This window comes from Bradyrhizobium sp. YR681, from assembly GCF_000282615.1.
Lineage (GTDB): Bacteria > Pseudomonadota > Alphaproteobacteria > Rhizobiales > Xanthobacteraceae > Bradyrhizobium.
The window spans coordinates 24,536-37,679 of sequence record NZ_AKIY01000008.1; the positions used below are offsets into that span (position 1 = coordinate 24,536).

Genomic DNA, 13,144 nt, shown 5'->3' on the forward strand with positions numbered 1-13,144 from the left:
AAAACACTTCAGCAATGGTTGACATCCTCAATCTGGCGTTACCTTATTTCGGCTTGATCTTCGTCGGTTTCGCCTGCGGCAAGGCCAAGTCCCTGCCGGAATCGGGCCTCGCCTGGATGAACTTCTTCCTGCTCTACGTGTCGCTGCCGGCACTGCTGTTTGCGATCATGTCGAAGACGCCGTTTGAGGAGCTGAACAACCCGCCGTTCCTGGTGGCGACCACGCTGTCGACGGTTGCGGCGTTCACCCTGGCCCTGGTCGTCGGCAAGGTGCTGGGGCGGCTGACGCTGCGCGAGGCGACGCTCGCCGGCCTCTCCGGCGGCTACGGCAATATCGGCTACATGGGCCCGGGTCTGGCGCTCGCCGTGCTCGGAACCAAGGCCTCGGCGCCGACCGCGCTGATCTTCTGCTGCGACAGCATCTTCCTGTTCACCATCGTGCCGCTGCTGATCGAGCTTTCCGACCGCGACCATCCCTCGATCGTGCATGCCTTCGGCGTCGTGCTGAAGCAGATCGTGCTCAATCCGCTGATCATGTCGGCCTGTTTTGGCGCGGCCGTGGCGGCGCTCCACATAGAGATGCCGGTCGCGCTCGACCGCACCATCACCTTCCTTCAGAACGCAGCCGCCCCGACCGCGCTGTTCGTGCTCGGCGTGACCGTGGCGCTTCGCCCGTTCGACCGGGTGCCGTGGGAGGTGCCGGGCGTGGTTGCGGTGAAGCTGTTGATCCACCCGCTCATGGCGTTCGGCCTGATGCTGGCGTTCGGCCCGTTCGCGCAGCCCTGGGCCGCCACCGCCGTGCTGATGGCCTCGTTGCCGCCGGCGCTCAACGTGTTCGTGATCGCCCGGCAGAACGACGCCTGGATCGAATCCGCTTCCGTTGCCGTGCTGCTCGGCACCTTTGCGTCCGTGGTCACGCTGACCAGCGTGATGTGGGCGATCCAGAGCGGCCGGCTGGCGTTTCCGTGACCGAAGCGGCCAGGCCGTTCAACGGGAGCTGACTGGCGCCGGATCCGGGGATCCCGTTTTTCCCGGTGCTGCCGTCCGGGCGGCGAGAAACGCCTGTTCCAGGTGTGCGCGCATGCGGGTCGAGGCCAGCGGAGCGTTGCCCTCGGCAATGGCTTCGATGATCGCAAGGTGCTCGCGGCACCATTCGCGGACGCGCCGGCTGTCGAAATAGCTGCCGAACTCGAGCAGGCGCCGCAGCCGGTTCTGGTATTGGATGGCCTGGGCAAAAAAGGCGTTGCCGCAGAACTCGGCGCACATCTCGTGGAATGCCGCATCCGTCTCGAACAATTGCGTGCTGGAGACGGATGAGATGTCGGGATGAGAGACCAGATAAAGGTGCTGCAGGCGCATGCGTTCGATGGCGGCGAGATCCGGCTTGAACGTCGGCAGCAAAAAAGCCGAGGGCTCGATCGTCAGACGAAACTCGTAGCTGGCGCGCAGCGAGACGAGGGAGTCGAGCGTCGGCAGGAATGCCCAGCCATGCCCTTGCTTGCGTGCGATCAGGCCGTCTTCGGCAAGACGGGAGAGGGTGCGCGCCAGCGCGACGCGGTCCACATCATAGCGGCGCGCGATGTCGCTTTGGGTGATGGAATTGGGAATGCGATTCTCGAGCCGGTCGCGAACCAGCCTTGCATAGAGCTTCTCTTCGGTCGTCGACGGCACCTCGATCTCGATGCGATGCAGTGAATCGAACGGCTTGCGCAGGAAGAAACCGTGGTTCTTCCGCGTCTCGACGATGCCGCGATCGGCCAGCAGATCCAGCGCCGACCTGATCGGGGTCCGCGAGACCCCGATCAGGTCGGCGAGCTGCTGCTCGCGCAAATGATGGCCGGGCTCCAGCCTGGCGTCCCTGATGACGTCCAGAATCTGGTTGGCGAGGCGAAAGCGGGTTTGCTGGGTTGACCGCGCCATGGCGGGAGGCTCTGGGATCCTTCAAAAGTACGAATGGCGACTTGCGAACAATGGCTTCGGGCCGCGATCCTGGCCCAACCCGCGCTGATTAAAGCTTAGCCAGCAACTGCTTGCTGATCAGGCTTGACCTCAAAGGCGGCAGGGATTGTATATTATCCAACAATAAAACAATCAAGCCACAGGGGTTACCCATGTCTCGTTTGCGCCTTGCCTGCGGAATCCTGTCGCTTTGCCTGTCCGGGTCGGTGATGGCTGCGGACCTCTCGTCGGCCACGCTGGTCGAGAAGGGCGCGCTGACCTACGGCGTCGCCGGCACCTTCGCGCCGTTCGAGTTTCAGAAGGACGGCAAGCTCTCCGGCTTCGACATCGACATGATCGGTCTGCTGAGCAAGAAGCTTGGCGTCGAGGCCAAGCCCATGAACATGGAGTTCAAGGGGCTGATCGTCCGCTGCAAGGCGGCCGCGCCGACATCATCAACTCGGCCATGTATATCAACGAGCAGCGCGCGGCCCAGGTCGACTTCGTGCCCTATCTCAAGATCGGCACGCTCGTTCTGGTGCAGGCGGGCAATCCCGCCAAGATCACCGGCCGCGACGATTCCCTGTGCGGCAAGACCATCGCCGTCACGCTTGGCGGCATCCAGGAAACCTATGCGCGGCAGGACGACAAGCGCTGCCGCGACAAGGGCCTTGCCGCCATCAACGTGATGACGCTGCCGACCGCGCAGGATTCGGCGCTGACGCTCCGGCAGGGGCGGGCCGATGCGCTGTTCAATGCCACGCCCGGCGTCGTCGAGCTGATGGACAAGGTGCCGGGCGTCTACGCCGTGGCGGGCGCGGAGTTCGAAGCCAACACGCAGATCGGCATGGCCGTGCGCAAGGGCGACACGGCGATGAAATCCGCGGTGGAGGCGGCGCTGAAGGAGATCGTCGCCGACGGCTCCTACAAGAAGCTGATCGAAACCTGGAAGTTTCCTGCCTCGGTGTCGCTGTTCGAGTAAGGGAGCCTGCCGGTGTCCATCGAGCTCGTCCTGAAATACCTGACCTCGCCGAACTTCCTGCGCGGCGCGGAGATGACGCTGCTCCTGACGATCGCCTCGCTGATCTTCGGCGTCCTGATCGGTCTCGCACTCGCCTTGATCCAGGAGAGCCAGACCCGGATCGGCACCGTCGTGACGCTGACTTATCTCTGGCTGTTCCGCGGCACGCCCGTGCTGTTCCAGATCATCTTTATCTACAACGTGCTGCCGTCGTTCGGCATCCGCCTGTCGGCCTTCGTGTGCGCGGTGCTGGCGTTGTCGCTGAACGAGGGCGCCTACATGGCGGAGATCCTGCGTTCGGGACTTCAGGCCGTGAAGAAGGGGCAACGCACTGCCGGTCTCGCGCTCGGCATGACCCGAACCGAGATGATGCGCTATGTCGTGATTCCCCAGGCCGCGCGGATCGTGCTGCCGCCGATCGGCAACCAGATGATCGGCATGCTCAAGCTCAGCGCGCTGGTTTCGGTGATTGCCGTGGAGGAGCTGCTGCTGGTCGCGAACCAGACGGCGAGCGCCGACTTCCGCTATTTCGAGGCGCTGACCGCCGCCGGCATCTATTATCTCGCGATGACCACGGCCTTCATGGGCCTGCAAATCCTGCTGGAGACCGTGCTCGATCCCAAGAAGCGGCAGCGGATGCGGCGACTTTCCTTGACCGAGCGGATGCTGGGAACATCGAAAGCGCTGGCGGTGCGATAGCGGGATGGCGCACCTTCTCGAAATCGTCGGCATCAACAAGAGCTTTGGCGCGACGCAGGTCCTGAAGACCTGCACGCTCGCGGTCGATCCGTCGGAGACGCTGGTCGTGATCGGCCCGTCAGGGTCCGGCAAGTCGACGCTGCTGCGCTGCGTCAACCTGCTGGAGACGGTCGACAGCGGTGACATCTTCTTCGCGGGCGAGAACATCACGCGGGCCCGCCGCACCGCGCATCTGCTGCGCCGGCAGATCGGCATGGTGTTCCAGAACTTCGAATTGTTCGCCCATCTTTCGGCGGCCGAGAACGTCATGCTGGCGCCGGTGAAGATTCTCGGAATGAGCCGTGCCGACGCCCATGACATCGCGGTCGATCTCCTGCGCAAGGTGCAGATTCCCGAGAAGGCCGACGCCTTCCCGGACGAGTTGTCCGGCGGGCAGCAGCAGCGCGTCGCCATCGCGCGTGCGCTCGCGATGCGGCCGAAGCTGATGCTGTATGATGAGCCGACCTCCGCGCTCGATCCGGAAATGATCCGCGAAGTGCTGGATGTCATGGCGGCCCTCAGCGCCGAGGGCATGACGAGCATCGTCGTCACCCACGAGATGGGGTTTGCCAAACGCGCCGCCGACCGGATCGTGTTCATGGAAAGCGGCGAGATCATCGAGAGCGCTCCGAGCGACCAGTTCTTCGGCGGCACGGTCAACGACCGGGCGCGCCGCTTTCTCGATCAGATCCTTCACTGACCCCCGATATCCGGAGCCCCTCGATGCCCAGTTCTCCCGATGTCGCCCGCATGAAGCGCGAGCTCGCAGAGCTCATTGCGATCGACACGCAAAATCCGCCCGGCCACGAAGCCCCGGCGGCGCAATATCTGCGCGACCTGCTGGCCGCCGGCGGCTTCGACGTCGCGTTGCAGGCGTACAAGCCCGGACGCGTCAACGTCGTGGCGCGGCTCCAGAACGGCGCCGGCCCGGTGTTCGCCTTCAACACCCATATGGATGTCGTGCCCGCCGGCGAAGGCTGGTCCTCCGATCCCTTTGGCCTGACCGAGAAGGACGGTCGGCTCTATGGCCGCGGCGCCTGCGACTGCAAGGGACCGCTGGCGGCGATGCTGGAGGCGATGCGGATGCTGGCGGCCGACCGCACGGCATGGTCGGGCACGCTGCTGGGTGTCTTCGTCGCGGACGAGGAGATCGCCAGCGAAGGCGCCAAATTCTATGCTGCCGGCCATCCCGGGATCGACGCCGCCGTGGTCGGCGAGCCGACCTCGAATGCCGTCTTCTCCGCGCACAAGGGCAGCCTGCGGCCTGTCGTGCGGGTGTTCGGCGTCTCCGCGCATTCCGGAACGCCGCATCTCGGCGAGAACGCGATCTACCGGGCCGGCGAATTGCTGTGCCTTGTCGCCGAGCATCACGACACGGTTGTCCGTCACCGCAGCCATCCCCTGGTCGGAGCAGCCAGTCTCACGGTCACTAGGATCAACGGCGGCCATGCCGACAACGTGCTGCCCGGCGCCTGCGATCTTCTGCTCGACCGGCGGATGGTGCCCGGAGAGGATGAGGCGGCCGTCAAGCGGGAGATCGAAGCGCTTCTCGTGGTCGCGCGAGAACGCTTCGGCCTGCGCGCCGAAATCGTCGACTACAAGGCGACGACCGGAGGAGCGACGGAGACGGCGCAGGAGAGCGCGATCGTGCAGGCGAGCCTTGCCGCCAGCCGTGCACACGGCGTGACGAAGCCGGGTCCGTTCGGCTTCCAGGGCGCTTGCGACCTCGTGCACTTCGCGGGCGTCGGCGCGCAGGGAGTGGTCATCGGCCCGGGCGATCTTGCCGTTGCCCACAAGCCCGACGAGTTCGTGCCGGCCGACGAATTCATCACGTCCAGCCTGATCTATCGCGACGTGGCCAAAGCCATGCTGCGCAACTAGGACCCGAGCGTCTTGCGCGTTTCACTGCACCTCGCAGATCTGCATTACGGTGGTGGGCTTGTCCTGCACACGGCCTCGTCCGGCAGCATTCCGTCCCTGGCGGAAGTCTATCTGCGGCTCGATGACGGCGAGACCGTCGGCGTCGGCGAGGTGAGGGCCAACATCGCCTACCTCAACGGCTATGACGAGCGGACCGTGGTGGACGCAATCATCGCCGCCGTTCGCGACGTCGACTGGCGGCGCGATCCCATCGATCTGATCGCGATGATGACGCTCTGGGAGGCGCCATACATCGCGCCGGTCCGCACGCTGATCGATTGCGCCTTGCATGATCTCGTCGCACGCCGGGAGCGCAAGACCGTGGCCGCATGGCTCGGCGCGCCGAATGGGGATGTGAGCAGCAGGACCAACCAGACCCTGTTCTGGTCCTCGCACGAAGACTTCCTTGTCAAGGCACAGGCCTATGTCGACCGCGGTTACAGGGATCTCAAGGTGCGCATCGCCGTTGGAGATTTTGCCGAGGATCTGCGCCGCATCGCGGCTTTGCGCCAGCGCCTTGGCGGACGGGTGAAGATCGCGGCGGACGCAAACGGACGCTGGACGGCCGATGAGGCGCTGGCCAGGCTCGAGGCGCTCGCCGCGTACGATCTTGCTTATGTCGAGCAGCCGGTGCCGCCCGGCGACTGGGCAAGCATCGATGAGCTCGCGCGGAAAAGCCCTGTTCCCGTGATGCTCGACGAGAGCATCGCCACGGCGGACGATATCGCACGGGTATGTGCCTATCGCGGGCGGGTCTTTGCCCATCTCAAGCTCGTGAAACTCGGCGGCATCGCGCCGACCATCGCGGCGGCGCGAAATCTGTCCGAGGCCGGGGTACCCTTCATGATCGGCCAGATGAACGAGGGGGCCGCGGCCACCGCGGCGGCGCTGCACGTCGCCTGCGCGACCGCGCCTGAATTCGCCGAGCTCTACGGAGCCGACGGGCTCGTCAATGATCCGGTTTCAGGCATTTCCTACACCGACGGGGCGGTCCGCGCAGAGCGCGCCCCAGGCCTCGGCGTCAAGTTCGACGCCGCCACCACCAAGCTCATCGGAGACTACAGATATGACTAGCGACAACGTTCAGCAGGGGTCTGAATCAGCGTTCCCGAAGCAGGAATATGATGGCCGGGTCGCGCGGGCCCGCGCGCTGCTGGCCAAGGCCGGCATCGACGTCATGGTCGTGACCGGGCCCGAGAACATCTTCTACCTCACGGGGCAGCAGACGCCCGGCTATTACACCTTTCAGGCGCTGGTCCTGCCGGTCGAGGGCGAGCCCGCCTTCGTCGTCCGTCAGCTCGAATACTTCAACTTCATCGCGAACACGTTCATCGCCAACGCACAAGTCTACCAGGACGGCGATCTGCCGGTGAACTTCCTGGTCAATGTCATCAAGGATCGCGGCTGGGCGTCGAAGCGCATCGCGATCGACAAGCGCGGCTGGTTCTTGCCCGTCGCGACCTATGAAGCGCTCCAGGACAAGCTTGGGATCCTGCACGATGGCGCCGGCATCATCGAGCAGCTTCGTATCGTGAAGTCGGCGGCCGAGCTGGAAAAGATCGCCACGGCCGCATCCTATGTCGAGGCCGGCATGCGCGCGGGCCTTGCAGCCGTGAAGCCCGGCGCGAGCGAGAACGATCTCGTCTCCGCGATGGTGGGCACCTCGATCGCCGCGGGCTCGGAATATGTCGGCATGGAGCCGCTGGTCTCGGTCGGCCGCCGCTCCGGCGTGCCCCATGGCACCTGGCGGCGCGGGCAGATCGGCGCCAACGATCCTGCGTTCCTGGAAATGGCCGCCAGCCACGACCGCTACCACGCGGCGCTGATGCGCAGCGCCTGGGTCGGCGCCATGCCGCAGCGCGCGATCGACATGGAGAAGACCTGTCAGGACGGGCTTGCCGCGGCGCTCGAGGCGATCAAGCCCGGCGCGCCTTGCGAAGCGCCACATCTGGCCTGTCAGCGGATCATCGATCGCGCCGGTTATACCGAGAACTTCAAGAAGCGCGTCGGCTACAGCATCGGGATCGCTTTTGCGCCGGATTGGGGTGAGGGCGGCGTGCTCAGCCTTTACACCGGCGTGACCACCGAATTGCGCCCGGGCATGACGTTCCACCTTCCGGTTGCGATGCGAGATTTCGGCCAATTCACCGTCGGCGTCAGCGAGACCGTGATCGTCACCGAAACCGGCTGCCGGCCGCTCAGCACCATCGATCGCTCGATTTCGCGCGTCGCCGGCTGACGTCGGCTTGACCTGCGGCGGAGCAGAGAAAAAAGTAGTCTAGGCAGTGACTTAGATTGGGGCCGTGTTCTGATCTGCTGCCGCCGGGCTATTTGCGCCAGGTCGGCGTCAGCCCCTCACGCATTGCAAAACGCCGGAGCGGGCCGATGGCGCCGAGCAGGTGCATGCCGACGGCGCGGACCGGCTGGAGCGGCAGGAAATCGTTGATCAGCGAGCGGTTGGCGATGTCGATCGCAAAGGTGCGGCTCAAAATGTCCGGGCGGCGCGCCCGGTCGTAGCGCTTGAGCACCTCGTCCGCGCCGGGGTCCTGGCTTGATGCGATGGCCTCGCCGGCGAGGCGGGCGATGTCGGCGGCGTCGCGCAGGCCGAGGTTGAGGCCCTGGGCGCCGATTGGGGGAACCACATGGGCGGCTTCGCCGACCAGCGCGATGCGGTCGCGGCCGAAGGATTTGGGACGCTCGATCGCGAGCGGGAACAGGTTGCGTCCGGGCTCGACCGTCATGCGTCCGAGGATCGAATGGGACTGCTTCTCGATCGCAGCGGACAGCTCCTCGTCGCTCAAGCCGCGCAGCCGCTCGGCTTCCGCGGGTGCCGAGACCCAGACCACGCTGGAGCGGTCGCCGGGCAGTGGCACGAACACGCAGGGACCATGCGGCGTGTGGAACTCGGTCGAGACGTTGCGATGCGGCCGCGCATGGCCGACGTTGAAGGTCAGCGCGGTCTGCGTCAGTTCGCGCCGGGCGACCTCGATGCCGGCAGCCTCCCGGCACAGCGAATGCCGGCCGTCGGCACCGACCACGAGCCGGGCCGAGAGGAATTGCGCGGAGGCGGTACGGATCGCGACATCGTCGGCTTCGATCAGGACGTTCTCGGCCTCGTCGTCGAAACGGACGATCCCGGGCAGCTCAGCCGCGCGCGCTTCCAGTGCCAGCATCAGCGAGCGGTTGTCGATGTTGTAGCCGAAGGCGTCGAGCCCGATTTCATGACAGGCGAACCGCACCTCGGGGCTGCGGAACAGCCGGCCGGTGTCGTCGACGAGCCGCATGACCTCCAGCGCGGCCGCCCTGTCCTTGCAGCGCGGCCAGACGTCGAGGCTCTCCAGCAGATCGACGGAGGCGCCCAGCAGCGCGGTGGTGCGATTGTCGGCATAGGGCAGCCGGCGCGCCACCAGCGCGGTCCGTGCACCCGCCTGCGCCAGCGCGATGGCGGCGCTGAGGCCGGCCGGTCCGCCGCCGATCACGGCTGCGTCAAAATGTGTCGATGCCTCTGTCATGGAACGACATTTGACACGGCCTGCGGCAAATTCAAGCCCACCTATTTTTCCTTAGGTTTTATGGCGAATTGCGCGACCGGCCGCCGCAATGGCTTATGTGCAAATCGATACCGTTCTGATAGCAGGAGCCATGGATATTCAGCAGGATTCCCTGAAGCCGAGACCGGCGATCCGCGTCGCGGCCTTCTCGGTGCACATCTTCACCGCTTTCGGCGCGGCCATCGCGCTGCTGGCGATGCTGGAGGCCGTGCGCGAGCACTGGGCAGCGATGTTCGGGTGGCTGGGCATCGCGCTGATCATCGACGCGATCGACGGCCCGATCGCACGCCGGCTCGACGTCAAGAACGTGCAGCCGAACTGGTCCGGCGACGTGCTCGATCTCGTGGTCGATTTCGTCACCTATGTGTTCGTGCCCGCCTATGCGATCGTGGCCAGCGGCCTGCTGCTGCCGGTAGCGGCTCCCTTGCTCGGCGTCGCCATCATCGTCACCAGCGCGCTATATTTCGCCGATTTGCGCATGAAGGCCGACGACAATCATTTTCGCGGCTTTCCGGCGCTGTGGAATGCGGCGGCGTTCTATCTGTTCCTGCTGCATTGGCCGCCGCTGTGGTCGACGCTGCTGGTTGCAAGCCTGGTGGTGCTGACCTTCGTGCCGTTTCACGTGCTGCACCCGGTTCGCGTCGTGCGTCTGCGTTGGCTTACGATGTCGCTGATCGTGATGTGGGGGCTGCTGGCGTTCTATGCGTTGAGGATGGATTTCCACGCCGGCAGTGGCGTGACGCTCGCGCTGTGCGCGATCGCGCTCTGGATCAGCTTCAGCGACGCCTTGATCCGCTTGGCGAGGTCCTTCGCATGATGCATCTGATCACCAGCCCCGAAGCCTGGGCCGCACTGCTCACCTTGACCTCGCTCGAGATCGTGCTCGGCATCGACAACGTCATCTTCCTGTCGGTGATCGTCTCGCGCATCCCCGAGAAGCAGGCGCACCGCGCCCGCCAGATCGGGCTCGCTCTGGCGCTGATCTTCCGCATCATCCTGCTCAGCCTGCTGGTCTGGCTGATCGGCCTGACCGCGCCGGTGTTCTCGTTCGCGGGTTACGACTTCTCCTGGCGCGACCTGATCCTGATCGGCGGCGGCCTGTTCCTGATCGCGAAGGCAACGCACGAGATTCATGCCGAGGTCGAGGCCGACGACGGCGAGGGCGATGAGAAGCCCGGCCGCAACGCCTTCTTCTGGGTGATCGTCCAGATAATTGTGATCGACATCGTGTTCTCGCTGGATTCGATCATCACCGCGATCGGCATGGCGCAGGACATCGAGATCATGATCGCGGCGGTCGTGATCGCCTGCCTGATCATGTACATTTCGTCCGGGCCGGTGTCGCGATTCGTCGCGGAACATCCGACCACGAAGATGCTGGCGCTGGCGTTCCTGGTGCTGATCGGCGTCGCGCTGGTGGCGGACGGATTCCAATTCCACATTCCGCGCGGCTACATCTATTTCGCAATTGCGTTCTCTGCGGCGGTCGAGTTCTTCAACGTGCTGGCCAAGCGCAACCGCAGGAAAGCCGGGAAATAGTCGCGTTTGGACCGTTCCATTCCGCGTCGAGTTGACAACGTGGTCGTGATGTCTTTCGCTTGCCGTCAAGACGACCGAGAGGAGGTCAGGCGATGACCAAAGCCGTCCGTGTGCACAAGGTCGGAGGCCCCGAGGCCCTGGTCTATGAGAGCGTCGACGTCCCGGCGCCCGGCCCGGGCGAAGTGCGGATCCGCCAGCATGCGGTCGGGTTGAACTTCATCGACGTCTATTACCGCACCGGCCTCTACAAGGCGCCGGAGCTGCCCTTCATCGCCGGCAACGAGGCCTCGGGCGAGGTCGTCGCCGTTGGGCCCGGCGTGACGAACTTCCATCCGGGCGACCGTGTCGCCTATTACCATAATCTCGGCGCCTATACCGGCGAGCGCAACATCCCCTGGGAGAAGCTGGTCAAGCTGCCTGACCACATCACGCATGAGCAGGGCGCCGTGCTGATGCTGAAGGGGCTCACCGTCTGGTATCTCCTGCACAAGACCTTCAAGGTCGAGCCGCATCACCGCGTGCTGATCCATGCCGCGGCCGGCGGCATCGGCCTGCTCGCCTGCCAATGGGCGAGGGCGATGGGCGCACACGTCATCGGCACCGTCGGCTCGCGCGAGAAGGCCGAGCTTGCGGAGGCCAATGGCTGCGACCACGTCATCCTCTACAACGAGGAAGATTTCGTCGCACGCGTGAAGCAGATCAGCCGCAACGAGGGCTGCGATGTCGTCTATGACGGCGTCGGCAAGGCGACCTTTCCGGGCTCGCTGTCGTGCCTGAAGCCGCGCGGCATGTTTGTTTCCTTCGGCAACGCCTCCGGCCCGGTGCCGCCGTTCTCCATCGCCGAGCTCAACAATCACGGCTCGCTGTTCGCGACGCGGCCAAAGCTCAACGACTATATCGGCAAGCGCTCCGAGCTTCTGGAAGGCGCCGACACGCTGTTTGCCGCCGTCATCAGCGGCAAGCTTCACGTGCCCATCAACCACGCCTACGCGCTGAAAGATGCCGCCAAGGCGCATATCGATCTGGAAAGCCGCAAGACGACAGGGGCTTCGATTTTGAAGCCGTAGGTCTGCCGTCATCGGCGGTTTAGGAGGGTGGGCAAAGGCACAAAGCGCCGTGCCCACCACCTCGTAACGACGGTTATGAAGGTGGGCACGCTACGCTTTGCCCACCCTACGAGACCGTCCTCACGCCACGCGTCGTGCCGCGCCGGCCTTGGTCAAGATCTCGTCGAGACAATCGATCATCTCGGCGATCTCCGCTTTCGTGACATTCAGCGCCGGCATGAAGCGCAAGCTGTCGACCTGCGGCGCGTTCAGGAGCACGCCGGCCTCGAACGCCTGTGCGACGATGCCAGGTGCGATCGGCAGCTTGAGGTCGAGCGCGAGCAGCAGCCCGCGCCCCCGCACGCCGCCGAGGCCATGCCGTGCCGAGACTTTCTGCAACTCGCTTTCGAGCAGCAGGCCGGTCTCGGCGACCTGTTTCAGGAAGTCGGGCTTGCTGACCTCGTCAAGCACGGCGAGGCCCACCGCGCACATGATCGGGTTGCCGTTGAACGTGCCGCCCTGGTCGCCGTGCTCGAAGCAAGAGGCGCGTTCGGTCGCGAGCAGCGCCGCGAGCGGTACGCCGCCGCCGATGCCCTTGCCGAGCGTCATGATGTCAGGGGCGATGCCGGTGTGCTCGTAGTGGAACAGTTTTCCGGTCCGGCCCATGCCGGTCTGGATTTCGTCAAAAATGAGCAGCAGGCCGTGCGCTTCGGTGAGCGCGCGCAGCTCCTTCAGGAACTGGTCGGTCGCGGGCCACACGCCCGATTCACCCTGGATCGGCTCGAGCATCACCGCGACGGTGTTGGCGTTGATCAGCTTCTCCACCGAAGCGATGTCGTTCAGCTTCGCCTTCTTGAAGCCGGCGACCTTCGGCTCGAACAGCGGTTCGAATGCCTTCTTGCCCGAGGCCGACATCGTCGCCAGCGTCCGGCCGTGGAAGCCGCCCTCGAAACTGATGATCTCGAACGCACCGTTCCTGTGCAGGCTGCCAAATTTGCGCGCGAGCTTGATCGCGCCCTCGTTGGCTTCCGCGCCGGAATTGGCGAAGAACACCTGGTCGAACGCGCTGTTTGCAACGAGCGCCTCGGCAAGCTTCAGGCTCGGCTCGTTGTAGAACGCCGGGCTCGGCGTCAAGAGCCGCTTGGACTGCGCGGTAAGCGCGCCGGCGATGGCAGGCGGGGAGTGGCCGAGGCAGTTCACGGCCCAACCCTGCACGAAGTCGAGATAGCGCTTGCGGCAGTCGTCCCAGAGGTAGGAGCCGGCGCCGCGGACGAACACGGTCTTGGGCCGTGCGGTGATGTCCATCAGCGCGTCATACGGATGCGTGGTCATGTCGTACTCCTCTGGAGGCGGGTGGAAATAGGACGCAAAAGCAGAAAGGCCGCACCTTGC

At 65.0% G+C, this 13,144-nt stretch carries 12 protein-coding genes and 1 pseudogene; 10 read left to right on the forward strand and 3 right to left on the reverse strand.

Going from position 1 to position 13,144, the window contains the following annotated elements; translation table 11 throughout:
* Positions 1 to 14 precede the first annotated feature (14 nt).
* The gene (locus tag PMI42_RS00710) at positions 15 to 968 is read left to right on the forward strand and encodes an AEC family transporter (protein ID WP_008129594.1); all 954 of its coding nucleotides are present in this window, start codon (positions 15 to 17) and stop codon (positions 966 to 968) included.
* An 18-nt stretch (positions 969 to 986) separates the two neighbouring features.
* Here the strand turns inward: PMI42_RS00710 and PMI42_RS00715 are convergent, their stop codons facing one another.
* Positions 987 to 1,919 carry a GntR family transcriptional regulator gene (locus tag PMI42_RS00715; protein ID WP_008129596.1) on the reverse strand — a complete coding sequence of 311 codons (933 nt, stop codon included), beginning with the start codon at positions 1,917 to 1,919 and terminating at the stop codon, positions 987 to 989.
* A 248-nt stretch (positions 1,920 to 2,167) separates the two neighbouring features.
* Between PMI42_RS00715 and PMI42_RS00720 the strand changes: the two are divergent.
* The 6 genes and pseudogenes from PMI42_RS00720 to PMI42_RS00745 all read left to right on the forward strand — a co-directional run bounded on the left by PMI42_RS00720 (position 2,168) and on the right by PMI42_RS00745 (position 7,855).
* Positions 2,168 to 2,919, forward strand: a pseudogene (locus PMI42_RS00720) (ABC transporter substrate-binding protein).
* 12 nt (positions 2,920 to 2,931) lie between these two features.
* Entirely contained in the window at positions 2,932 to 3,657 is a 726-nt protein-coding gene (locus PMI42_RS00725; protein WP_008129600.1) for an amino acid ABC transporter permease, read from the forward strand.
* A gap of 4 nt (positions 3,658 to 3,661) precedes the next feature.
* Positions 3,662 to 4,396 (forward strand): amino acid ABC transporter ATP-binding protein, encoded by a 735-nt coding sequence (locus tag PMI42_RS00730; RefSeq protein ID WP_008129603.1) that lies wholly within the window; start codon positions 3,662 to 3,664, stop codon positions 4,394 to 4,396.
* A 23-nt stretch (positions 4,397 to 4,419) separates the two neighbouring features.
* The gene (locus PMI42_RS00735; RefSeq protein ID WP_008129606.1) at positions 4,420 to 5,577 is read left to right on the forward strand and encodes a M20 family metallopeptidase; all 1,158 of its coding nucleotides are present in this window, start codon (positions 4,420 to 4,422) and stop codon (positions 5,575 to 5,577) included.
* A gap of 12 nt (positions 5,578 to 5,589) precedes the next feature.
* Positions 5,590 to 6,690: a mandelate racemase/muconate lactonizing enzyme family protein gene (locus PMI42_RS00740; protein WP_008129609.1), complete on the forward strand. Its 1,101-nt coding sequence runs from the start codon at positions 5,590 to 5,592 to the stop codon at positions 6,688 to 6,690.
* The gene (locus PMI42_RS00745) at positions 6,683 to 7,855 is read left to right on the forward strand and encodes a M24 family metallopeptidase (RefSeq protein ID WP_008129610.1); all 1,173 of its coding nucleotides are present in this window, start codon (positions 6,683 to 6,685) and stop codon (positions 7,853 to 7,855) included. Before PMI42_RS00740 ends, PMI42_RS00745 begins: the two co-directional genes overlap by 8 nt.
* An 88-nt stretch (positions 7,856 to 7,943) precedes the next feature.
* Here the strand turns inward: PMI42_RS00745 and PMI42_RS00750 are convergent, their stop codons facing one another.
* A complete protein-coding gene (locus tag PMI42_RS00750; RefSeq protein WP_008129611.1) occupies positions 7,944 to 9,128 on the reverse strand; it encodes a UbiH/UbiF family hydroxylase in 1,185 nt (394 codons plus the stop codon).
* Positions 9,129 to 9,216: 88 nt separating this feature from the next.
* On the opposite strand from PMI42_RS00750, the gene pcsA reads away from it, so the two are divergent.
* The 3 genes from pcsA to PMI42_RS00765 all read left to right on the forward strand — a co-directional run bounded on the left by pcsA (position 9,217) and on the right by PMI42_RS00765 (position 11,773).
* Positions 9,217 to 9,984: a phosphatidylcholine synthase gene (gene pcsA, locus PMI42_RS00755; RefSeq protein WP_035964154.1), complete on the forward strand. Its 768-nt coding sequence runs from the start codon at positions 9,217 to 9,219 to the stop codon at positions 9,982 to 9,984.
* Positions 9,981 to 10,706, forward strand: coding sequence for a TerC family protein (locus PMI42_RS00760; RefSeq protein WP_008129613.1), 726 nt, complete (start codon positions 9,981 to 9,983; stop codon positions 10,704 to 10,706). The genes pcsA and PMI42_RS00760 overlap by 4 nt, the downstream gene beginning before the upstream one ends.
* A 92-nt stretch (positions 10,707 to 10,798) precedes the next feature.
* The gene (locus PMI42_RS00765) at positions 10,799 to 11,773 is read left to right on the forward strand and encodes a quinone oxidoreductase family protein (protein WP_008129615.1); all 975 of its coding nucleotides are present in this window, start codon (positions 10,799 to 10,801) and stop codon (positions 11,771 to 11,773) included.
* 120 nt (positions 11,774 to 11,893) lie between these two features.
* Here the strand turns inward: PMI42_RS00765 and PMI42_RS00770 are convergent, their stop codons facing one another.
* Positions 11,894 to 13,084: an acetylornithine transaminase gene (locus tag PMI42_RS00770; protein WP_008129616.1), complete on the reverse strand. Its 1,191-nt coding sequence runs from the start codon at positions 13,082 to 13,084 to the stop codon at positions 11,894 to 11,896.
* Positions 13,085 to 13,144: the final 60 nt, after the last annotated feature.

Coding starts and splice junctions, on each gene's coding strand:
- PMI42_RS00750 (WP_008129611.1), bottom strand. CDS start 9,128: ATGACAGAGGCATCGACACATTTTGACGCAGCCGTGATCGGCGGCGGA.
- PMI42_RS00730 (WP_008129603.1), top strand. CDS start 3,662: ATGGCGCACCTTCTCGAAATCGTCGGCATCAACAAGAGCTTTGGCGCG.
- PMI42_RS00745 (WP_008129610.1), top strand. CDS start 6,683: ATGACTAGCGACAACGTTCAGCAGGGGTCTGAATCAGCGTTCCCGAAG.
- PMI42_RS00770 (WP_008129616.1), bottom strand. CDS start 13,084: ATGACCACGCATCCGTATGACGCGCTGATGGACATCACCGCACGGCCC.
- pcsA (WP_035964154.1), top strand. CDS start 9,217: ATGGCTTATGTGCAAATCGATACCGTTCTGATAGCAGGAGCCATGGAT.
- PMI42_RS00715 (WP_008129596.1), bottom strand. CDS start 1,919: ATGGCGCGGTCAACCCAGCAAACCCGCTTTCGCCTCGCCAACCAGATT.
- PMI42_RS00735 (WP_008129606.1), top strand. CDS start 4,420: ATGCCCAGTTCTCCCGATGTCGCCCGCATGAAGCGCGAGCTCGCAGAG.
- PMI42_RS00710 (WP_008129594.1), top strand. CDS start 15: ATGGTTGACATCCTCAATCTGGCGTTACCTTATTTCGGCTTGATCTTC.
- PMI42_RS00760 (WP_008129613.1), top strand. CDS start 9,981: ATGATGCATCTGATCACCAGCCCCGAAGCCTGGGCCGCACTGCTCACC.
- PMI42_RS00765 (WP_008129615.1), top strand. CDS start 10,799: ATGACCAAAGCCGTCCGTGTGCACAAGGTCGGAGGCCCCGAGGCCCTG.